Source organism: Bacteroides sp. ET489 (genome assembly GCF_030518095.1).
Classification (GTDB): domain Bacteria; phylum Bacteroidota; class Bacteroidia; order Bacteroidales; family Bacteroidaceae; genus Bacteroides; species Bacteroides ndongoniae.
Genome location: NZ_JAULLJ010000004.1, coordinates 1 through 25143 on the forward strand (window position 1 = coordinate 1; position 25143 = coordinate 25143).

Below are 25143 nucleotides of genomic sequence, written 5' to 3' on the forward strand. Positions count from 1 at the left end.
TCTGTTAATTTTCAGCTGTTTAGCATATCTTTTTCATCCCTTTTCTTACTCCTTGACGATTTATTCTTGACAGTATTTCAATGATCTCTTGAATATAATTTTGAACCGGATTATGCCGATTCTATGTTTAATTTTAATTTATCGGTAAAAATTTACCGAAGTATTGCTAACAAATTTCACGCCAAATATAAACTTTTATAACTTTCTATTAATTTGCCTGTATCCCTATTCTGACAAAAGAAGGACAAAAAGACAAGTTACTGAGTCAACTACCATTAAAACACTCAAAACTGCTATAAACAAGAAATCTATTTGGAAAAATGTTCATTCAGACCTTAATCAAGATTCTGACGGCTATTAGCACGACGTTCGGAGTAATTAGTTGTACAATGTAAAAAAAGAAGGGAAAAAAGAGGGAAGGCTACGGTTACCTCCCCCACTTTCCTCTCCCCGATCCCCGACTTCCGCGTTACAGTATTACAGATTACAGTTAGTTTTTTTCAAAAAAAAGAAAGACTGCCCACGGGCGACCCATTTCCGATCGCCTGCGGCAGTCTTTTTTTCGGTATTCCGATACCGGCCTTTTTCGCTTGCGGCTTGTTTCTTACCAGATGCCTTCGGTCGTCATCTGCACGCGCTTCAGGGTGCCGTCCTCGTTGTAGTAGAGGCGGTCGATGCACACCGAACGGCGGAAGCTGCCACCCGTGGGGTTGATGGCGCCGTTGTGGTAGATGAAATACCACTGGCCGCCAAACTCGATGATGGCCTGATGGTTGGTGTTGGAGTTGCCGGCCAGCTCGTTCAGGACGCCCTTGTGCTCCCACGGGCCGGTGATGCTGCGGCTCATGGCGTAGCAGATTTTCTCGGGGAACTCCGAGGCATACGACAGGTAGTACCTGTCGCCACGCTTGTGCAGCCAGGGGGCTTCGGTGAAGCGAGGCAGGTCGACGGGCACGATGGGGCCGTCCAGCTCGATCATATTCTTCTTCAGCTTGGCGTAGTAGCACTGAGTGTTGCCCCAATACAGGTAGGCCTGTCCGTCGTCGTCGATGAAGACGGTGGGGTCGATGTCGTCCCAGTAGCTTTTGCTGCGCTCGGTGGTCATGTCGTTGGTTATCAAGGCCGAGCCGCGGGCGTCGACGAAGGGCCCCGTGGGCGAGTCGGACACGGCCACGCCGATGGACTTGCCGGGGATGGTGGCGTGCTCGACAGTCACATACCAGTAGAACTTACCGTCGCGCTCGATGACCTGACTGGCCCATGCTTCACCCTTGGCCCAGGCGAAGTCTTTGGCTCGCAGGGGGACGGGGTGTTCGGTCCACGTCTTCAGGTCGGACGAGGAGAAGACGCACCACTCGTTCAGCAAGTAGTGTTCGGCCGTGGGCGGACATTCGTCGTGGCCGGCATAGATGTAGACTTTGCCGTTGTGAACCATGGCGCCGGGGTCGGCCGTATACTTGTACTTCACCAGCGGATTGCCGCTGGCCACAAACGTGGTATCTTTTTGAGCCGACAGCCCGCAAGGAGCTGCCAGCCAAAAAGTTACCATTGAAACAACAACCTTAAAAAAACTCTGTATTTGCATAAAGATTACAGTTCAAAGATATAAACAGCAAATGTATTCGGTTCGATTTCTACACGCGCGCCCTGCGCTTCGACTGTCAGCGCCGATTCCTGGGGCACGATGGCCGAAGGAGCGTCGAGGCTGTTGTCCTTGTCCAGGTCGGGCGAGGCCAGCTTGATGCAGCGTCCGGCGGTCAGGGCAGCTTTCTTCTTCATGCCGTCGAAGGTCAGCTGGATGCTCTGCGCCTTGTCCGAGGTGTTGGCCACCTTGACGATGTACTGGTTCTTATCCTTGTCGACCACTGCGCTGGCAAAGAGTCCGTCTTGGCCTTCGGCACCCGTCACGGCGCGTTTGTCCATGGTCAGCGGCAGCACGTGGGTACCCTTATACAGCCCGTAGAGCTGCTGCACGTAGTAGCTGACGGAGCGTACGGAGCGCAGGTTGTCGTACCAGATGAGGTCGGGGCGCCACTGCCAGCCCTCGACGTGGGCAAAGAGCGGAGCATAGGTAGCCATGTGAACGATGTCGGCATTGCGCTCAAGCCCCGTCATAAAGGCAGCTTCGAGCAGCGAGGCGTGGAAGTGGTTCCACTTCTTGCCCTTGCCGTGGCAGGCATATTCGCCGGCAAACACTTTGGGTCCCTTGCGGTCGTAGCCGTCGTAGCGCGCGCCCTGACTGAGGAACCACGATTCGGGGCGGTAGAAGTGTTCGTCCACCAAGTCGGCTTTCAGACGCTTCATCTCGGGCCACAGGTAGTCGAACTGCTTTCCTTCGGAGTCGGGACCCGAACTGCCCACAATCTTGATGTCGGGATAGGCCTCGCGGATGGCTTTGACGAAGGGTTCCAGATGCTCGGGATACTCGCTGCCCCACTGTTCGTTGCCGATGCCGATGAACTTCAGGTTGAACGGAGCGGGATGCCCCATGTCGGCACGCAGCTTGCCCCAGGTGGTCGTCGCATCGCCGTTGGCGAACTCAATCAGGTCGAGCGCATCTTGTATGTAGTCCTGCAACTGGCCAACGGGCACATGGGCGTCGGCATTGGGGTTCTGGAACTGGCAGGCAAGGCCGCAGCTCAGCACCGGCAGCGGTTCGGCACCAATCTCTTCGGACAGCTGGAAAAACTCGTAGAAGCCCAGTCCGTAGCTCTGATAATAGTCGGGATAGAAACGGTGGGCGAAGGTGTACTGCCAGCGGTTTTCGTTCAGCGGACGGTTCTCGACGGGGCCTACCGAGTTTTTCCAATTATAGCGGGTGGCCAGGTCGGTACCCTCGACGATGCATCCGCCGGGGAAGCGGAAGATGCCGGGCTTCAGGTCGGCGAGCGCCTGCGCCAGGTCTTTACGCAAGCCGTTTTCGTGCCCCTTCCAGGTGTCGACGGGGAAGAGCGAGATATGCTCCAGGTCGACTGTCTGCGGCGATGCCAGGAAGATGCGGAGCACGGCTTTGGGATTGGTTACGGGCGACTTCAGCACCACCTGATACTTCTTCCACTCCTTCGAGTCGATGTCCAGCGTGGCGGTGGCAAAGGCCTGCTGTTCGCCCATCGACTTGGTGTCTACCAGTTCGACGCGAATCTTTCCGGCCTCCTTGCCGTCGGGGATGCGTGCCCACACCGAGAAGCGATATTCAGCATCGCGACTGACGCCGATACCGAAGAAGCCTTCGTTGTCGAGCCCCGTCTGTTTGTGCGGGTGTCCGGCGTAAGCTAGGCGTACGTAGTGCGGATTGCGTTCGAAGGGGCCGTCGTCCTTCACCGTCACCTTGCCGAAGCTCTTCCACCCCATCAGGTGTTGCGGAAACTCGAACGAACGGTTCTTCACCAGTTCGGCATACAGGCCTCCGTCGGCCGCATAGTTGATGTCCTCGAAAAAGAGTCCGTACATGGTGGGCTGAATCTCGGCGCCCACTTTTTTTGTCTGAATGACAAACTCGTGCGTCTGCGCCTGCAGGGTCATGCCCACGGCCAGCGCCATCGTCGTCAGTAGTCTTTTGGTTTTCATCATGGTTATTATTTTTAATGTAAGTTTTTGGTTTTCAAATATTTTCCACAGTTATAGCGTTACAGTATTACAGTTACAGTTAAGTAAATTAGAATAATAGAAGCCTTCCTCCTCCTCTCTCGTTCTTCATTCTTCGTTCTTCATTCACTTCACCCTCTTTCCCCACACCGAGCGTCCGCGAGCGTCGAGTCCAGTGAAGAGTACCGTTTCCTGTTCGTTCTCCCAGTCGTGGCCGGCAAAGACGATGAGGTTGTCGATCGGCTCGCCGTCGAGCGTCAGCGTAAGGCCTTGCTTGTCCTCGACAAAGGCCCAACTACCTGCCCCGTTGGCCAGCTCTCCGCCCTTGGCAAACTGCAACTTGCGCGAGCGGTTCCATTCTTCCTCCTTCAGTTCGCCTTCGCCCCACAGAATCTGTCCAGCCTCCAGGCGACGTTCGTACAGGGGCTCCTGCACACGGATTACCTCCCACTCGCCTACGAGGTCGGCCGCCCTGAAGCGGCGAGGCTGAGTGCCGGCATAGCGTTCGGGCGACACGACAGGCCATCCGTCGTCGGTGAAGAACACCTGACGCACGTGTAAGTCCATCATCAGGTTGTGAGGCGAAAGACGCCCCTGATGAGCCATGAAGAATCGTCCGTCGTCGGTCGTAAAGACGCTGCAATGCGCCGTGCCCGCCCAGCCCGGATGATTGTCGAAGCGATACGGAGCCGTCAGTATGGGGAAGTTGTTGGTCGTATCCTTCAGCTGCTTGCCGAAGAAGTCGGTAAAGGGTCCCTCGGCTTTGTCCGAACGGCCTACGCGCACGTTGTAGGTGGTCATCAGCGGGTCGTACGACGTAAAGAGGTAGTATTGCTTCAGTTCGGGGTGATAAATTATTTCGGGAGCCTCCAGATTGTCTTTCCGATAATTGGCGCGGCGTGCTATCAGGTGCCCCTTGTCGCCCTCGACCAGCGGAAGCCCGGTCGACGGATTCAACTCCAGGCAATACAAGCCACCAAAGAAGGAACCATAATGCAACCACCATTTTCCGTTCGCAGGGTCAACCACGACGCTGGGGTCGATGGCATTCATTGCTGTCGTTTCATCCGTCCGGACTACACATCCCATCTGCTTCCAGGGACCTTCGGGCGAAGCCGATTCGGCCAGCCCTATATAAGACGTTTTCCGACCGAAGGCCGAAACGCTGAAATAAAGTCGGTATCTGTCCTTATACGGAACGATGTAGGGCGCCCAGATGTTGGTAGCCCCCTGCCCTCCCGCATGAGCGTGCACCCACTCGACGGCTTCGCGAGGAATCTCGGGGAATGCCCATCCGAGGAACTCCCAATGCACCAAGTCCTTCGAACGGCGCATCTGAATGTAGCCCAAGGGTACGCCCTTTTCTTCGGCCTGCTTGCGGTTTTCACGATAGATGGCGTCGGTGGAGTACATATAATAATAGTCGCCAATCTTCCGACACGAAGGGTCGTGAACGTTGTACGTTCCCCATTGACGGTAGTCCTCCATCGCAGACACATGATGATAATCGTCGCTCCAGGGATTGGGCGAAGCAGTCGGTACAAAAGCCGACTGAGAACAACTCACTAAAAAGAGACTCGCTAAACCTGCAGTCAGGCAGAAAAGGTTTCTCATAATACCAGCATTTTTATTTTTTAGCAAAAATACGCACCGACCCAACTTCGAAAGGTGGACAAACGAACTTTTTAGGTGGACAATAGGCCACCAGAGGCAAAAAGCCCGCCACACATACTTTCACATCTCGCCGAATCCATTATCTTTGCCAGCACTAATACCAAGAAAAATGAAAACAAATCTCAACCTGTACCTTATTATATTATACAGTCTGTTTCTGTCGTGCCCCGCCTCAGCATGGGCACAAGAAACGTTTGCCGACCGATACAACATCTCGTACATCACCATGAACGAGGGACTGCCCAACAACTTCATCGACGACATCTACAAAGACAGCCACGGCTTTCTTTGGATTTCGACACAAGGAGGTGGCCTATCAAGATACGACGGTTACGGTTTTGTTAACTTCAGCGTTAGCACTCCCCACTGTCCGCTGAAAAGCAATTTCGTGTACAGGGTCTTCGAAGACCGCTTCCAACGCCTATGGGTGATTTCGGAAGGCGGAACCGACATCATCGACCTCAACACGTTGCGCCCCGTTCCGCTGCTGAAAGGTCTCCCACATCAGGAACTGGCATGGCAACCCGCTTCCTACATTCTGAACGATATGCAAGGCTACATCTGGCTGTATGCCGACAAATTTCTGCACCGCATCGAACTGGACGAGCAAGGAGGCATACGCAACGTATGCTCACTGCAAACCAACAGCTCCTTCCGCGATGCAGCCATCCTGTGCGATTTCGACGCCGACGGAAAAATATGGATGGGCCTCAACGGAAAACTGTACAAAGTAAGCATGGACACCCAAGGCAAGCTCACCGCCAACCCCATCACAGGCAGCTTCTCCTTCAAGGCCGATACATACTTCAACGACTTCATCATCAAGGAAAACGAACTTTGGATAACGACCAACTACGGACTGTACCGATACAACAAGAAAGAGAACATTGTGAAGCATTACCAACACCAGCCACACGACCCCTACTCACTATCGCAAAACTACCTGACCGATCTGGCCATCACCAGCGACAAGCAGCTCATCATCGGTAGTCTGAAAGGCCTCAACGTCTACAACCCCATCAAAGACAACTTCGAACGAATCGAAAACGAATACTCGCACACTGGCAGCAACCTGCTGAACAGCAACTTCGTCAACTGCATCACTGTCGAAGGCAACCACATCTGGATAGGCACCGACAACGGAGGTATCAATAAGTTTACCACCAAGCGCCTGTCTATACAAAACTATCGCCACGACCCGCAAAACAGTCATACCCTGTCGCATAACCCCGTAAACGCCATCTACGAAGACCATGAAGGTACCCTGTGGGCTGGAACCGTAGAAGGCGGACTGAACAGAAAAGAAAAAGGAAGCGACAGCTTCACACACTATACGCACGAAGACGGCATACTGAGCCACAACTCGGTCAGCGCCATCACCACCGATCCACAAGGTCGCCTGTGGGTAGGAACCTGGGGAGGAGGCATCAACCTGCTCGACCACAAAAATCCACGCCGTGTGCTGAAGAGCATCTTCTCGCCTTCCGACGACAACAAATATCCCGGTAGCTTCATCGGCGCACTGACGTACGACTCCATCAACAACGGCATGTGGATAGGCACCAACCAGGGCATCTACTTCTACGACCTGCAACAAAGCAAGTTCATCCTGCCCCTGCCCGAACAGGTGAACGCCAACATACGCGGTTGCATCGGATCGCTCGTCGATAAGGAAGGACACCTGTGGATGGGGTGCATGGACGGTGTCTACATCATCGACTTGCACACACGCCCGCAATCGGACGACAACACCTACTTCGAATACCGCCATCTGAAGTACAAACTGGACACCCCCACCTCCAGACAAGTGGAGAAAATCACCTGTATGTATCAGGCCAAAGACGGCACGCTATGGCTGGGCAGCAACGGCAACGGCATCTATCGGCGAAGCACCGACGAACAAGGCAACGAAACCTTTACCGCCTACACCACTCAACACGGACTGGCCAACAACAGCGTCCGAGGAATACTCGAAGACGACAAAGGGCTGCTATGGATAGCTACCTACAACGGCATATCAAGACTACACCCCAACACAGGCCACATCACCAACTACACCCGACAAGACGGACTGGCCGACACCCAATTCTATTGGAATGCCGCCTGCAATTCGACCGAGGGCGAACTGTACTTCGGCCATCTGAAAGGACTGACCTCTATTAAATACGACCTGCCGACGGTGCCCGAACAGCCCTCACAAGTAAGGTTCACACGCCTGCTGGTAGGCAATGAAGAAATCTATGCGGGCAGCGAACAACTGCCACAAGACATCGCCGTGACCCGCGAAATCGAAATACACGAAAAACAGAAATCCTTCTCGCTGGAGTTCTCGGCCCTGAACTTCGAGTCCGAACATACAGCCACCTACGCATATCGCCTCGTGGGCTTCGACTCGAAGTGGATCAAAGTGCCCTGCGACCGCCGCTTTGCCAGCTACACCAACCTCTCGCCAGGCACCTACACCCTGCAAGTGAAGTATTGCCCCGACGATGCAAACAGCCAGGAAAATCTGACCGAACTGAAAATCATCATCAAACCCTACTTCTACAAACAGCCTTGGTTCGTACTGCTGATGACCGTCATAGCCCTGATACTGACTTGGCAATTCTACCAATGGCGCATCCGCAACTTCGTCAAGCAGCGCGAACTGCTCCACCAGAAAGTAGAACAGCGCACCCGCGAACTGAACAAACAAAAAGAACTGCTGGAACAGCAAACTGAAGAACTTTCACGACAGAACCTGATGCTGAAAGAGCAAAACGAAAAAATCACCCGCCAGAAAACACAGCTGGCTAAAATGGCACGCAAAATACAAGAACTCACACTGGACAAGATAGCTTTCTTCACCAACATCACCCACGAGTTCCGTACTCCCATCACGCTCATCATCGGCCCCATAGAACGGGCACTGAAGCTGAGCTACAACCCGCAGGTCATCGAGCAACTGCACTTCGTAGAACGCAATTCGAAATACCTGCTCTCGCTCGTCAACCAGCTGATGGACTTCCGCAAGGTAGAGTCGGGCAAACTCGAAATCGTGAAGAGCCGGCACAACTTCCAGACGTTTGCCGACGAACTCATCACCCCCTTCGAAGTCTTTGCCAAAGGGCGCAACATCAGCCTGAAGCACTACTACCGCCTGCCCTCGCCCGAATTTACGTACGACGAGGAGGCTATGCACAAAGTGCTAACCAATCTGCTGAGCAACGCCATCAAGTTCACCCCCGACGGCGGACGCATCGCCCTCTACATCGCCCAACTGCCACCCACCGACCAGCGCGGTGCCACCCTCTACATCTGTGTCAGCGATACAGGCGGAGGCATCCCGACCGAAGACATCGACAAGATATTCAACCGCTTCTATCAGTCGAAAGGGCAAAACAAATACCCCATGTACGGACAGACTGGAAGCGGCATCGGCCTCTACCTGTGCAAGCGCATCATACAGATGCTCGACGGCGACATACATGCCTGCAACAACCACACCGTCGGCTGCTCGTTCCGCATTCTGCTGCCCATCGAACAAGAAGATGCGACAGCCCATGTAGCTATTCCCTCTACTCCGTCGGCCGAGGCAGTTGCCAAGTCCGAAAACGCAAGCGAAACCAAGAAGGAGCTGCACATACTGGTCGTAGAAGACAATGCCGACATGCGAGCCTACATCCGGTCTATTCTACGCGATAAATACCACGTGAGCGAAGCAGCCAACGGCATCGAAGCCTTGGAAGTGCTCAATGCCCACCCCGTCGACTTCATCATCAGCGACCTGATGATGCCAGGCATGGACGGCCTCGAACTCTCACGAAGGGTAAAGGCCAACATCGCCATCTCGCACATCCCCTTCCTGATGCTTACGGCTAAAACCTCACAGGAATCGCGCATCGAAAGCTACCGTGTCGGTGTGGACGACTATCTGCTGAAGCCTTTCGACGACACCTTGCTGCTGGCACGCATCGAAAACATACTGGAGAACCGCAAACGCTATCAGCGGAAGTTCGCCCTGAATATGCAGGTGGACGAACTGAACATCGACGAAAAGTCGGGCGATAAAAAATTCCTGAACCACGTTATGGATGTAATGAAGGAAAACTACAAGAACCCCGAATTCGAAGTCGCCAACTTCTGCGAAGCAGTAGGCGTCAGCAAGACCATGCTAAATCAGAAACTGCAAAGCCTCGTAGGACAATCAGCAGGCCAGTTCATCCGTAACTATCGACTGAATCTGGCACGCGACCTCCTCCTGAAGCATCGCGGGCAGAAAGACACCAGCATCTCCGAGATAGCCTACGAAGTCGGCTTCAACGATCCGAAATATTTTACCCGCTGCTTCACCAAGGAGTTCAACATCACTCCCCGCGAACTGCTGAACAAAGAAGCCTAAGGAGTAAAGCCCAGTCCCCCTCCTCTACTCCCCCGTACGAGCCACGCTTGCATGGCTCATGAGCCACACTTGTGTCCCTTATGAGCCGCACTTGTGTCCTTCGTGAGCCACACTTGTGTCCTTCGTGAGCCACACTTGTGTCCTTCGTGAGCCACACTTGCGTCCTTCGTGAGCGCTCGCAAAGCATCCCTTTTAAGTACGTAAAACAAATAGATGGGCGCACCATTCTGCACACCACATTCCTACACACAATTCTTACAAAACTATCACATTTACAATACAATAACCTTTCTACTCACCGATACAATTAGTGTAGTTTTTACATTGATTGTCCGTTTGTCCACCTATCAAGTCCATTTGTCCACCTCAATATTTACATCTATCTATACATTTGCAACACGTAAAAAGTCTCATTTATTGTTTAACTATTAATTCGATATTATGAAAAAGGCAAGAAAGTGGCCGTCCATCCTATTGGCGGCATTTACGGTTTTTTCATTCGGAGCTTGTGAAGAGTGGGGAAAAGCAGACCCACCCGCAGGTAACGACACTTATCCGAAATTAGAACAAGTAGTCAACATCACCTTCGAGGATGACGCATTCGATCCGACAAGCATGGATTATTACGCCTATCCCAACGGCGAAGTGCCCGAAGTAGTAAAAGACGACGAAGCACGTGGCAAAGTACTGCACCTGCCCGGAGGTTATGCGCGCATCTTCAATCCGATGACCAGCTACAAAGCTCAAAACGGAGTTTCACTCACCTTCTGGGTCAAACAACCCCTGATTGTCGATGAAGAAACAGGCGAGACAAAAGAAAACGATCTGACAAGCGCCCTGTTCTCTTTCCAAAACGAGAATGCTACCCAAAAACTGTTTTTCACAGCCAACGGCTGGCTGTCGTACGAAGGAGTAGATGGTGAATACGAAGCCCTCAACCCCGAAAATGTGGAAACAGGTATGCTGGACGGAGCCGGCGAATGGCATTACGTTGCCCTCACCGTACGCAACGACGGATACAATGTATTTGTCGACGGCAAACAGCGTGTCAACGAAACAGTCACCAATTTCGACTTCAGCAAAATCGTTCAGTTCATGGCCAGCTGCGCCTATATGTATATAGGTGAAGGAGCCGGTACCGAAGACGAAGCCCTGCCCGAATTTTGGATCGACGACATCAAAATCTACCGCAATCAGATTGGCAGTAGCGAACAAGCTGTGCCTAGTGGAGGAGAAGCCGACTATCATAACTGGGTCATCAGCGGAAGCGAAGACTTCACCGACGGATTCTTTGCCGTACAAACCAAGTTGGTCAAATTCAAGACATCGGCTCACTTCGGCTTCTACAACTACACTGACATGGCCGCCAATTATAACAACTGGGTCATCGTGCTGACCAACGGAAAAGCCTTTGGCGAATCGGGCTATGCCGAACACTTCGTACTCCGAGGCGATGCCTACGGCTGGGGAGACGCCCACTACGACGGCACACAAATCAACAGCACCTTCAACTGGGAAAACTTCACCTCCGAAATGAACGGTGCTTACGTCGATGTCACCCTGACACGCAACGAGAATACCGTCAACATGGCAGCCGTTGTAACAGGTGCCAGCGGACAGACCTATACATACAACTTCAGCTACACAGGCGAGTTGGAAGAAACGGTAGGCGCATTCATCACAGGCGAAAAGAACTACATCAAGCTGGATGCCGAACAAGTATATGCCGATGGCGAAAGCTTCACGCCGGGCAGCTATCTGGTAGGTCCCGAAGATTGCAGTGCCGGCTGGTGGAGTGTATTCTCCGACAACTACGTCATCAAAGGCAACAATGAATATCCGTTCGGCATCATCTTCACCAACAGCACCAACGGACAAAAAAATTGGAATAACTGGATACTGGTAACCACCAACGGTGTACCTCTGAACGGTGCCGGCTATGCCGAATACTTCGTACTGCGCGCCGATGCCTACGGCTGGGGCGATGCCAACTATTCGGGCGACAACATCAGCCATGGATTCAATTGGGATACCTTCAAAAACGATATGCAAGGAGCCTATGTACGTTTGTTCGTCAACCGCAACAATACCAATCTGTCTATGAACACCATCATAAGAACAGCTTCGGGCAGCGTACTGACTCCCTACACATACAGCCATACAGGAATCTCGACCGACGAAGTAGGAGTATTCCTCACTGCCGAAGGAGCAAGTCTTGACATCTGTACCGTAGGCTATTTCCCCTATGCAAGTGACGTTGTGCAATAATATAATACTTAAATCTGTATGAAACACTATCGAATAAAAGTGAATAAGGCGTTGAACGCAAAGTTTCAACGGTTATTACCGATAATAATTCTATTATTGGCAGGAATGAATGCTTGGGCACAGACCAAGCAAGTTAGTGGTGTCGTAACCGACGGAACAGGTGAAACCGTCATCGGCGCCAGCGTACTGGAAAAAGGAACCACGAACGGAACAATTACGGACCTGGACGGTAAATTCATACTGACCGTCAACGAAAATGCCGTATTGCAAATCAGCTATGTAGGCTACACCACACAGGAGGTTCCCGTAAAAGGAAAAACATCTTTCAACATCACCCTGAAAGAAGACAGCGAGATGCTGGAAGAAGTCGTTGTAGTAGGTTACGGTGCTCAGAAAAAGGAGAGCGTCGTGGGCGCCATCTCGCAAGTTTCGAACAAGGAACTGTTGCAATCGCCCGCAGCCAACGTATCGCAAGCCATCTCTGGTAAAATCGCAGGTGTGATCACCTCGCAGACCTCGGGTGCACCCGGTTCGGACGACACACAAATTTACATCCGTGGTCGTGCAACCTTCGCTGGCGATGCCCAACCGCTGGTGTTGGTCGACGGAGTAGAACGTGAGTTCTCACAAATTGCCCCCGATGACATCGAGACCATCTCTGTATTGAAAGACGCCTCGGCTACGGCCGTTTATGGTGTGCGTGGTGCAAACGGCGTTATGCTGATTACCACCAAACGCGGTAAAGAGCAAAAGCCCGAAGTCAGCCTAACAGCCAACTGGCAAATCCAAAGCCCTACCCGCACAGACACGTATCTGGACTCTTATCAGTCTGTGATGTTGCTCGAAGAAGCATTGGCCAACGACGGACTTTCTTCGCAATACAGAGCTTCCGATATTGAAATGTTCCGCCGCTCTGTAGCCGGAGAACTGACCGGAGTAGATGCCATGCTCTACCCCAATGTAGACTGGTATGACGAAGTATTGAACAGCACAGCTCCTGCCCAACGCTACAACGTCAGTGTGCGTGGTGGTACAAAACGTATGCGTTACTATGCCTCTGCCGAACTCTACGACCAGCAAGGATTGGTGAAAGACTTAAGCAATGATGCCTATGGGAACTCTTCAAGTCCCAGCTTCCGTCGTTATGCCTTCCGTGCTAATATGGACTTTTTCCTGATCAAGGATTTGACCGTATCTGTCAACTTCGGTACTCGTTTCGAAGAGCGTGGAGGCCCCAACTCAAACGAATCGAGCGGCTATAGCGAAATCTTCTATGAAATGAACCATACTCCCGGTTGGCTCTTCCCAGTATCAGCCCAAGTACAGAACGGCGAAAAGACTGAGACCATTTATGGTGGTACTTCACAATATCAGAACAACATCGTAGGCCGTCTGGCAGAAGCCGGCTTCTACCGTGCGACCAATACGATCAACGAGACCAACTTCATCGCCGACTACAAGATGGATTGGCTGACACCTGGCTTAAGTGTCAAGGGGATGCTTTCGTTCGACTACGACTCGTATAATCGTAAACTCTACAGCAAGAGTTTCGCCACATATCAGCTGACAGACACCAGCAACCCTAGTGAACTGAAATCATGGAACCGCTTCAACTCGGACGGAGAATTGGCCGGTTCTCAATCGCATGCAGCCGACTACAAGCTCTACATGGAAGCCCAAGTGAACTATGCCCGCACCTTTGGCAAGCACGATGTAACAGGTATGGTATTGTACAACCAGAATGACCACCGTGTAAACGATGAACTAGCCCGCCGCTATCAAGGTCTGGTAGGACGTGCTACCTATGCTTACGATGACCGATATCTGGCAGAAGTAAACTTCGGCTACAACGGATCTGAAAACTTCATGAAGGGCAGACGCTTCGGTTTCTTCCCCGCATTCTCAGTAGGATGGCGTGTCAGCAACGAAAGTTTCATGGAAAAGTACAGCAACTGGCTGAATAATCTGAAAATACGTGCTAGCTACGGACAAGTAGGTAACGATATCTACAGCGTGAACGGCGTAGTTCAGCGTTTCCTTTATGAAGAAGCTTGGAATCAAATAGGCAATGACTATACATTCGGAACAAGTGGTCAGACAGGTATTTACGAGGCACAATATCCTAACTACAGAGTAACTTGGGAACGTGCTCACAAATACAACCTCGGTATCGAATTCGGTTTGTTCAATGGTTTACTCAATGGTAATGTGGATGTCTTCTACGAAAAACGTAACGACATTTTGACCACTTACCAGACACGCCCTGAATGGGTAGGAGTAAACATGGCTGCAGGAAACCTGGGAAAAACAACCAACAAAGGTTATGAAATCGAACTAAAACACCATAATACAATCGGTAAAGATTTCGATTATACTGTCGGTTTTACCTTCTCGCATGCCAAGAATGAAATCACTTCGAAAGACGAACCTGCACTGATGACCGAATATCGCAAGCAGGAAGGACACCCCATTGGCCAATATTATGGCTTAGTTTGTGACGGATTCGTAACCCAAGCCGATATCGATGGCGGACAATTACCTACTTCTACATTCGGCAATGTCCAAGTCGGCGACTTGAAGTACCGCGACATGAACAATGACGGATTCATTGACGAACGTGATGAAACCTTTATCGGCTATAGTGATGTACCCGAGAACATGTTTGCCCTGACTTTAGGTGCCAACTATAAAGGCTGGGGATTCAGCATCATGTTCCAAGGTGTCAACAAAGTAAGCCGTTACTACGATGCTGAAGCCATGTATGCATTTGTCAACGGAGGTAAAGTGAAAGAACACCATCTGCAACGTTGGGATCCGGCACAAAGCGAGGAATACAACCTAGCTAATGCCCAATATCCCCTGCTCCATTACGACAGCTATGGTGATCACAACCAGCGACAGAATTCATTCTTCTTGAAAAACGGTGCATTTGTCCGTTTGAAAAACATCGAACTGAGTTATACTCTACCGAAAGAATGGATTAAAGTAGTAGGCATGAGTAATTGTCGCCTTTATGTCAATGCAAACAACCTGGTAACGTGGGATCATCTGGACGGATTGACAGACCCCGAAAGTAATGGTTCGAACCGTTATCCTATCATGAAAACCGTAAACTTTGGTGTAAACATTAATTTCTAACAGAAATATTATGAAGAAAACATTATTATACAGTCTATTCACATTGTCCATCGCTTCTACTACGCTGACTTCCTGCGAAGAAATGTTTGGCGACTTTCTGGATAAACAACCCAGTGGTGAGCTGACAGGAGACAAAGTATTCAGCGATTGGGGGCTGATGGAGCAATTCCATTTTGATACATATAACTTCCTGCGTCATGGTGCACTTCGCATCAACAATTCATGGCTCGATGCTGCAACCGATCTGGGACATACCAGTTATGCCAGCGGAGGAGTACGTACCACTTTCAACATTGGGAATTACTATGGAAGCGGAGGCGCAGCAGAGCTGACCGATACTTGGGAACATTACTATCGTGCTATCCGTAAATGCAACATGATACTTGAACGTATTGAAAACGTACCTAAAGATACCGATTTAAGTGAAGAAAACTACCAGAGACAAAAGACACAATACATCTCAGAAGCACGTTTCTTCCGCGCTTATTTCTATTGGGAACTTTTCCTGCGTTATGGTCCTATTCCTTTGGTAACTACTGTTCTTGATCCAGACGGAGATCTATTAAGCGATTATACAGAACGGCCATCTTTAAAAGAATATGTGATAGACTTTGTACTTAAAGAACTTCAGGAATGCGAAAAAGGCTTAATGACTTACAATACCGAAAGCACTTACGGAGGACGTATTATGCAACCCGTAGCACGTGCACTGTATAGCCATATCATGCTCTACATGGCAAGTCCACGTTATAGTAATGAGTCTGGCATAACCTGGCAGCAAGCAGCCGATGCAGCTCAAAGTTTCATCGATGATTATGGAAGCAATTATGCTTTAATAACCAATGAATCCGATCCCAAAGCAGCATTGACCAACGCTTGGTTACTGACCCCTTATACCGAAAACAATACAGAAATGATTTTCTATCGTAATGACGGAACAATCGGTTGGAGCGGTATCGCTAATGACACTCCAGTTGGAGAAGGTGGAAATGGAGGTTTATGCCCTTCACAGAATCTAGTTGACATGTACGATATGATAGACGGTTCATCTCCATTCACCGAATACGATGAAACAGGTGCACCCGTTTATCACGGAACAACTCCTGACGTTAACGAAGCCAGTGGCTATAGTGATGCCCACATGTGGGAGAACCGCGACAAACGTCTGGAAGCGACTATTCTATATAATGGAGTAACTTGGGGCAACGGAGTCATCAATGTAGTACGCGGACAACGAGATAATCCGATAGGAAATGCCAACGCAACTCAAACAGGTTATTATGTACGCAAGTTGATACCTGAAACGATTTTAAGCAACGAGCATGGTGGAAACTCACGCCGTCTATGGACTTACATTCGATATGCAGAAATTCTACTGAATCGTGCAGAAGCCTTAAACGAAGTAGAGGGTCCTACCGAAGAAGTATGTAACCTTCTTGACCAGATCCGTCATCGTGCTGGCATTACAGGTAATGTGGCCGACCGTGCTGATCTAAAAACAAAAGATGCTATGCGTAACTTCATCCACAAAGAAAGGACAATCGAGTTAGCATTCGAAGAACATCGGTTCTGGGATGTACGCCGCTGGGGAGTAGCCGAACAAGCTTTAGGACGCGACATCATCGGAATTGATGTAGCAAGCGACGGTACTATCACACGTAAAGTAACCCAAAAGCGTGTATTCGAAGAGAAGATGTACCTTTATCCAATTCCAGAAACCGAATACTGGAAAACAGGAATAGAGAATAATCCGGGGTGGAATTAATCTTAATCTGATAAGAATATGAACAAAGTTAATCATATTATAACCAAAACAGCCAAAGCAGGCAAAACACTGCTGACGGCAACATTATTGTTTGCAGCAGCCAACGTATATGCGCAAAACTCGCAAATATTAAAAGGCCGTATTGTAGACACAGAAGGTAAGCCCGTAGCTGGTGCCGTCATCAATGTAGCAGAAGAAAGTCGAATCGTTCTTTCTGACGCTGATGGCTATTTCAGCTTAAATAATGTAAAGCCAACTGATGAAATATGCGTAAGTTGTGTCGGATATAAAAACGTACAGGTTCCAGCAGAATTTAATGAAAACTTCAATATTGAAATTCAAGAAGACCTTGATGAATATTTGCATACTATGCCTGTTCCGTTCGGACGCAAAACACGTAAAATCATGACAGAAGCAACTTCGGTTGTTACAGGAGAAGAACTACAAAAACATCCTATTACTGTATTACAGAATGCGTTTACTTCTACAGTTAATGGTGTAGAAACTTACGAATGGTCATCTGAACCGGGATGGACAGAAAGTGCTATGTATATCCGCGGTATTCGTACAATGAACAGTGGTGCCCGTGCTCCGCTGGTAATGGTAGACAACGTTGAACGCGACCTTTCATTTCTAGATGCATTCCCCATCGAAAACATTACAATTCTGAAAGATGCTGCGGCAACTGCTATTTATGGTATGCGAGGAGCCAATGGTGCCATCATTGTCACTACTAAACGTGGAGAAGCTGGTAAAACAAACGTTAATTTTACTCAAGAGGTCGGATTCCAAATGTTAAGTAACAAAATGGAAAACCAGAACTCATATAACATGGCACTAACACGTAATCGCGTACGTTATCTTGACGGATTACAACCCATGTATACCGATGAGCAAATAGAAATGTACCGTCGTGTGTGCGAAGGAGAACAGTTGACCGGAATGGACCAGTACAAATACTTCAATACCAATTGGTTTGATGAATTGTATCGCGAAACAGCTCCTATGTACAAAACAAACTTACAGATTAACGGAGGTAACGACCGTGCACGCTACTACGTATCATTTTCTTATCTCCGTCAGGAAGGTATGTGGAATGACAAATGGACCAATTATAACAAAGATTATAATACGACACACATGTTGAATCGTTGGAACTTACGTTCTAATCTTGATATTGATGTCAATGAATATTTGAATGTATCATTGGATTTAGGCGGACGTATCGATAATATTTCACAACCGCTCACATCGGTATTCAATCTGACAACATTTGGTGCCGTTGAAGCTAATCCTATGGAACCTGTATACTGTCCAAACGGAGAAATATATGCTTCGTCTACAGCAAATAACGCAGGACGCTTATTAGCCTCATCCGGTCAAGATAAGAACAGACGCCGTAACCTCTATTCAACAGTAACTGTTAACGGCGATTTGAAAAAGATTCTTCCTGGGCTGAAAGTAAATGCAACCGTAAGTTTCGACTCGTATGAAGTGTTCCAGACAACACAAGCCAATGACATCAATTCATATAATTATGATTATGCCAACCTGAATGTAAGCGATATCTCACAGATAGAATATACCAAGTTTTCTTCATATACCGCTTTGCATTACACATCAGGTAGTGGTGGTAATCAGCGTGCTCACTATTACAACCTGAATATGTTGGGAGGCTTCAGCTATGAGAACAGCTTCGGCAATCACAACATTAGTGCACGTGCTTTTGCCCGTTCTTATCGGAATCAAAACAATGTGCTGGAACCTAATAATGCACAATATAATTCTTCGAATCGTTATTTATCGTGGAACGGCCAACTGACATACGATTATGCTAACCGTTACATTTTCTCTGGCAACATTTCACGCATGGGTAGCGACAATTTCCGTAAAGATGAACGCTGGGGTACATTCTATGGCGTATCAGGAGGCTGGGTTGCATCAGAAGAACCTTGGTTGAAAAACGATAAAATAGATATGTTAAAACTCCGCGTTTCTTATGGACGTGCCGGACAAGCAGTTACTGGAGCCGGACGCTACCCCTACCAGAATACATATGGCTCATCTACAGGGTATGGATTCGGTTATTCGGGTTCATATGTAAACGGATTTGCAGAGACTATGGCAGGAAATGCCAACAACAAATGGGAAATTTCTGATATGTTGAACCTAGGTCTGGACTTTGATTTTTGGAATAAAAAATTATATGGTTCTATCGACGCCTTCAAAGAATGGAGATCCAATATTTTGGTAACACGTACAAGTGTACCTGACATGCTTGGTATCAGTGTAGCTCAAGATTCATACGGTAAGGCTGAAACCAAAGGTTTTGAAGTTACAATAGGACATCAGAACCACATCGGCGATTTCAGCTATTACCTCCAAGGTATGGTAACCTACAACACTAACAAGATCACTGAAATGGACGAAACGGAACCGAACGTAGAGTGGCAACGTAAGACTGGTAATCGTATTCTTGACTACACTTCTGTACAAGCCCTATACGAAAGCTCATTCAACAATACTGTTGGAGGATGGAATCGCTACAAGTTCGTACAATGGGCTTCAGACCCCAATCTGATTGCTACCAGTCAGCAGGATGCAATCGACCATCCGGAAAAATATCCGTATAATAGTGCATCAAACGGAGCTCAAAAACTAGGAACAGCCGTATTTAAAGACTTAAATGGAGACCGTATGATCGATTCGAATGACATGGTACCAGACACTTATACTGTAATACCTGAGTTAATTCCTACCTTGACATTCGGTTTCAGCTATAAAGGTTTTGATGCACGTGCTGTACTGACAGCCTATTTAAATCGTGACGTATTCCTTTCTCCTGCATTATCCTACTCTGGTTGGAGTAACATGGGTACTCATGAAGTAGTTAATTCTTGGGGATATTATACTGATGATCCGAACGATCCACGAAACGTCAATGCCAAATATCCCCGCCCGACATACGGCGGATTCAACGCTATTGACTCAGACCGCGATACAGGTACATATCAAAATGATATCTGGATTGTGAATGGTAACTTCCTCTCATTGCGTAATATAGAAATCGGCTATTCTCTACCTAAAAAATTAATAGCCAAAGCTTGTATGACTAAATGCCGTTTCTATTTTAGTGGTTATAACCTTTATACATGGAGCGGTCTGCCTGACGGACTTGATCCTGAAAAACCGATGAGTTACGTATGGTGGTATCCCAAAACTCGTACATTCACTTTTGGTGTCAATATAGGATTCTAACAAATAAATATTAATAATATGAAGAAATACATCAAATATATGGCAGCAACCCTGCTGGCGGTGAACTTCACCGCCTGCAGCGGATTCCTTGACAAAGAAGTAGATCTAACTCTTGGAGCCGAAGACGTTTTTGACAAAGCCGAAAATACGCGCGGCTTGCTCGCAAACATCTATACCTATTTACCAGATGCATTTGTTGGTTATACAGACGGGCAATACCGTGGAGCTTCACGCGACTGTATGACAGATAACGCCATCTCTTTTTGGAATGTGCATTATTACCATAGCGTATTACGTGATTCATATGATGCAACTAACCATCAGTTTGCTAATTACTTTTGGTCACGCAATTTCCAGGCCATTCGTGCAGCCAACAACTTTCTGACCTATGCAAAAGAAAGTGTAATCGGTAATGAAGAGACCAATGATGATAACAACCGTTTATACGATCGTAACATGGCTGAAGCACGTTTTTTACGTGCCATATTCCATTTTGATTTGGTCAGCTACTTTGGAGCAATACCTATCGTCGGCGATGATGCAGAAGGCAACCCAATCATTTTTGAGACAACTAATACAGAAGCTATGAACCAGCCTCGCACACCCGCTGCTGATGCATTGCAATGGATTGCAGACGAATGTGACAAAGTAAAAGATGTTTTGCCGTTCCGCTATGCACAGGAAGAACTTAATTGGGGACGTGTAAATGGAGCTTCAGCTTATGCATTAAAAGCCAGAGCCCTACTCTATAAAGCTTCTCCTTTAAACAATCCTTCAAATGACCAGAGTCAATGGGAAGCCGCCGCAGAAGCAGCTCTTGACTTTATTCGCAAAAATGCGACACAGAGTAATCCGTACCGGCTTTATGACATCGGAGATCCCGAACAAAACTATTATCAATGTTTTGTGTCAACTCCGCACTTGAATAACGAATATATTTTAAGTCGCTCTGAATGGCAAACACGGGCTATTGAAGAATTTTTAGCACCTTGTGGATTTAGCGGATCTGCTAATTCTACTGGACGTACCAATCCGACCCAAAATCTGGTAGACAGCTATGAAACTATCAATGGACTTCCCATCGACCAAGATCCCAGTTATGATCCACAAAATCCATATGTAAACCGGGATCCACGCCTTGAACAGACCATTCTGCATCATGGTTCTATCTGGGGTGACCCCGAACAAGAAGAAGAACGTATGGTAGATATTACGTATGGTACAGGTTTAGATTATCAGGAATTGCATGGAGGCACCGTAACTGGATATTATACTAAAAAGTTCCTCAATAACATGTCATGGAAAAGCCCTACCACCTACACACATGCTTGCCCGATTTTCCGCTATGCAGAAGTTCTGTTAAACGCTGCAGAAGCATTGAACGAAGCAGGACGTACTTCTGAAGCATACGAATATGTCAATCAGGTACGTGCACGTGTAGGCATGCCAGCTTATAGTAATATGACACAAGACAAACTGCGGGAACGCATTCGTAATGAACGTCGTATTGAATTATGTTTTGAGGACCACCGATTCTTTGATGAACGCCGTTGGAAACTGTTCGAAGGAGTTACAGCCGCTAGTGAACAAAACAAACCTTATTATCAGCAAGTATACAATTTATATGGAGTACAAATTACCCCCAATGCAGGTACTGTATATAATTACGGCTACTCGGAAACTTACACTTCACGCGCATTCAACAGTCCAAAGAATTATTATTTCCCAATTCCTGACGATGAAGTAAAACGTCTTCCTAATTTGGGACAAAATAGTGGTTGGGAATTAACTGCCACTTCAACAGAAGCAAACTGATAATCAATGAAAGTGGTAATTAATGAAAGTATAAAATATCAATTAAAGCCAACTATTATGAAACATTATAAATGGATTAGTTTATTGTTCGCAGCCGCTCTCACTATGGGAGCGTGCAGCGACGATGAAAACAATTATGGAGAGACAGGAGTTATCATTGAAGAACCAGTCGCTACAGAAGCTACTTTAAAAAGTGTGTCGGTAAGTTGTACTTTCGATTTACGCGATGATATACGCTATGTTAGTGCAGGATTCTGCTATAGCCTTCATGAGAATCCTACGATTTACGATGCTACAATTAAATCGACTTTAACCAACGGTACTGTATCAGCCACAATTGATGGGCTTACTCCTTATACTACTTACCACGTACGGGCTTATATCTGCATTTATCAAGGAGAAACTTTATACTCTTCAGATATTCAGATTATGCCTTCTGAGGGTTTGGAAGATAATGAGTTAATCAATTATCAGGCACCACAATATTTAGATGATTATCGTTCGATAGCTTCGTGGGATTTACGTGATCAATGGAATCTGTCCAATGTGCACGATCCTTCAGTAGTATTGGCAGAAGACGGCTATTACTATATGTATCAGACAGACGCTTCATATGACAATAAACATACTGCAGGTGGTCATTTCCACGCACGACGTTCTAAGGATTTAGTTAATTGGGAGTATTTAGGAGGAACAATGCAATCATTACCGGAATGGGTAATACCTAAACTAAACGAAATCCGTACAGATATGGGACTGAAAGAGGCCACTCCCAATACAGATGAATTCGGCTATTGGGCTCCATGCGTACGAAAAGTTAGAGACGGTCTTTACCGCATGTATTACTCGATTGTATGTCCCGGAAATATTGATGGAGAAAATTCGTGGGCAGAACGAGCTTTTATCGGTATGATGGAAAGCACCGATCCTTCTAATAATAATGGCTGGGTAGACAAAGGATATGTCATTACCAATGCATCTGATAAAGGTCTAAATTTTCATGTTGCACCAAATGATTGGGCAAACTGCTATTATAAATGGAATGCCATTGACCCCAGTTATATCATTGCAGAAGATGGAAAACATTATTTGATTTACGGTTCATGGAACAGTGGTATCGCTTTAGTCGAGCTGGATGCAGAAACTGGAAAAGTCAAGGCTGAATTACCCAACCCATGGGGAACCAATGAAGATATTGCTGCATATGGTCAATTGATAGCAACCCGAGAAATGGGTAATCGCTGGCAAGCAAGCGAAGGTCCTGAAATTGTATACAACCCCAATACCGGGTATTATTATCTGTTTGTAGCCTATGATGCATTGGATGTTCCTTATAACACCCGAGTTGCACGTTCCAAAAACATTACCGGCCCCTATTTAGGTATTGATGGTGCTAACGTCACTGAAGGAGCAGATATGCTACCTGTAGTTACCCACCCCTATAAATTTGCCAATAGCGATGGTTGGGTCGGCCTCTCTCATTGCGCAATCTTCAACGATGGCAATGGCAACTGGTACTATTCTTCGCAAGGACGTTTACCTGCAAATATAGATAACGCAGTCATGTTAGGACATGTCCGCTGCATCTTATGGACCAAAGACGGATGGCCTTTAGTAATGCCCGAGCGCTATGGTGCCGTTCCACAAGTGACTATCAAAGAAGAAGAGTTAATTGGAAAATGGGAACATATCGATCTTTCTTATAGCTATGGTGAACAGAAATCTGCAGCAACAATGACATTAGCCGCCGACCATACTATTACAGAAGGAACTTGGAAAGGTGGTACATGGAGTTACGATGCAGAGAAACAGATTTTAACGGCTAATGGAATCGAGCTTTATTTAAAACGTGAGACAGACCGGGAATCAACTCCCAGCACACGCACCATCGCTTACGCCGGTTACGGAGATAATTTTAAAACTTATTGGGGTAAGAAGAATAAATAATCGCTCATTTATATAAGGAGAATTGCCTGGATGTCTTGACTGCTCCAGGCATTTTTTTCACATAATATGTTACATAACATACAGAAGTGTATACCTCACATCAAATAAAAGTGTTACTTTTACACCCGAAATAAGATAAACATCTAATTCACAAATAAAAATAACGCCATGAGGAATTACTTTCTTTCAGCAGGAATAGCTGCATGTATATTAGCATCCTGCACACAGAAACCGGAAACTCAGCTTACCTTATCCGGTTTAAATCCCACAAAGTTTCAAACAGAGGTAAACAACGCCCAAACCAACCTTTATACATTAAAGAATAAAGCTGGAATGGAAGTTTGTATCACGAACTTCGGTGGCCGTATTGTTTCCATAATGGTTCCTGATAAAAACGGGAATATGCAAGATGTGGTTTTAGGATTCGACAGCATCGCCGACTACATTAATGTTCCGAGCGATTTTGGAGCTTCTATCGGACGTTATGCAAACCGAATCAACCAAGGCCGGATTGTATTGGATGGAGACACTATACAACTGCCCCAAAACAATTTCGGACATTGCCTGCATGGCGGTCCTAAAGGATGGCAATATCAAGTATATAATGCCAACCCTATTGACGGCACGACATTGGAATTGACACGTATTTCACCTGATGGAGATGAAAACTTCCCCGGTAATGTTACAGCCAAAGTAACCTACAAACTGACAGAAGACAATGCCATTGACATCAAATACAGTGCAACTACCGACAAGAAAACTGTTATTAATATGACCAACCATTCTTATTTCAACTTGTCGGGAAATCCTGCCAAAGCAGCAACAGACCACATCTTATATGTAAATGCAGACAACTATACTCCTGTTGACAGCACATTCATGACCACTGGAGAAATTCTGCCTGTGAAAGATACTCCTATGGACTTTACAACTCCTAAAGCTGTAGGACAAGATATCAATAATTACGACTTTATCCAATTGAAAAACGGAAACGGATATGACCACAATTGGGTATTAAATACCAATGGCGATATCACCAAGCTGGCGGCAAAACTGACATCACCCGAAACCGGCATCACGCTGGAAGTATATACCAACGAGCCAGGAATCCAAGTATATTCCGGTAATTTCCTTGACGGAACTGTTACAGGAAAGAAAGGTATAGTATATAATCAACGTGCCTCTGTTTGTCTGGAAACACAACACTATCCTGATAGCCCCAATAAGCCCGAGTGGCCTTCTGTAATCCTTGAGCCAGGTCAAACTTACAACAGCGAATGTATCTTTAAATTCGGTGTAGAGAAATAAATCT

11 protein-coding genes are annotated in these 25143 nt (G+C 47.5%); 8 read left to right on the forward strand and 3 right to left on the reverse strand.

Going from position 1 to position 25143, the window contains the following annotated elements:
* Positions 1–604: 604 nt before the first annotated feature.
* The 3 genes from Q3C19_RS03170 to Q3C19_RS03180 all read right to left on the reverse strand — a co-directional run bounded on the left by Q3C19_RS03170 (position 605) and on the right by Q3C19_RS03180 (position 5199).
* A complete protein-coding gene (locus Q3C19_RS03170; RefSeq protein ID WP_302727209.1) occupies positions 605–1549 on the reverse strand; it encodes a glycoside hydrolase family 43 protein in 945 nt (314 codons plus the stop codon).
* A 41-nt stretch (positions 1550–1590) separates the two neighbouring features.
* Positions 1591–3570, reverse strand: coding sequence for an alpha-L-arabinofuranosidase C-terminal domain-containing protein (locus Q3C19_RS03175; protein WP_287641793.1), 1980 nt, complete (start codon positions 3568–3570; stop codon positions 1591–1593).
* Positions 3571–3711: 141 nt separating this feature from the next.
* Positions 3712–5199, reverse strand: coding sequence for an arabinan endo-1,5-alpha-L-arabinosidase (locus Q3C19_RS03180; RefSeq protein ID WP_288910170.1), 1488 nt, complete (start codon positions 5197–5199; stop codon positions 3712–3714).
* A gap of 169 nt (positions 5200–5368) precedes the next feature.
* Here Q3C19_RS03180 and Q3C19_RS03185 point away from each other — a divergent pair, with 169 nt between their 5' ends.
* The 8 genes from Q3C19_RS03185 (at position 5369) to Q3C19_RS03220 (ending at position 25139) form a co-directional block, all read left to right on the forward strand.
* The gene (locus Q3C19_RS03185) at positions 5369–9640 is read left to right on the forward strand and encodes a hybrid sensor histidine kinase/response regulator transcription factor (protein WP_302727213.1); all 4272 of its coding nucleotides are present in this window, start codon (positions 5369–5371) and stop codon (positions 9638–9640) included.
* 441 nt (positions 9641–10081) lie between these two features.
* Positions 10082–11908, forward strand: coding sequence for a hypothetical protein (locus Q3C19_RS03190; RefSeq protein WP_302727215.1), 1827 nt, complete (start codon positions 10082–10084; stop codon positions 11906–11908).
* Between the two features lie 105 nt (positions 11909–12013).
* Positions 12014–15046, forward strand: a complete 3033-nt coding sequence (locus tag Q3C19_RS03195) for a SusC/RagA family TonB-linked outer membrane protein (RefSeq protein ID WP_368045227.1) — start codon at positions 12014–12016, stop codon at positions 15044–15046.
* A gap of 10 nt (positions 15047–15056) precedes the next feature.
* Positions 15057–16811: a RagB/SusD family nutrient uptake outer membrane protein gene (locus tag Q3C19_RS03200; protein ID WP_302727219.1), complete on the forward strand. Its 1755-nt coding sequence runs from the start codon at positions 15057–15059 to the stop codon at positions 16809–16811.
* A gap of 18 nt (positions 16812–16829) precedes the next feature.
* Entirely contained in the window at positions 16830–20069 is a 3240-nt protein-coding gene (locus Q3C19_RS03205) for a TonB-dependent receptor (protein WP_302727221.1), read from the forward strand.
* Positions 20070–20087: 18 nt separating this feature from the next.
* Positions 20088–21884: a RagB/SusD family nutrient uptake outer membrane protein gene (locus tag Q3C19_RS03210; RefSeq protein ID WP_022162457.1), complete on the forward strand. Its 1797-nt coding sequence runs from the start codon at positions 20088–20090 to the stop codon at positions 21882–21884.
* 57 nt (positions 21885–21941) lie between these two features.
* On the forward strand, positions 21942–23831 hold the full coding sequence (locus tag Q3C19_RS03215) for an arabinan endo-1,5-alpha-L-arabinosidase (RefSeq protein ID WP_302727340.1): 1890 nt from the start codon (positions 21942–21944) through the stop codon (positions 23829–23831).
* 168 nt (positions 23832–23999) lie between these two features.
* Positions 24000–25139, forward strand: a complete 1140-nt coding sequence (locus Q3C19_RS03220; protein ID WP_022162455.1) for an aldose epimerase family protein — start codon at positions 24000–24002, stop codon at positions 25137–25139.
* Positions 25140–25143: the final 4 nt, after the last annotated feature.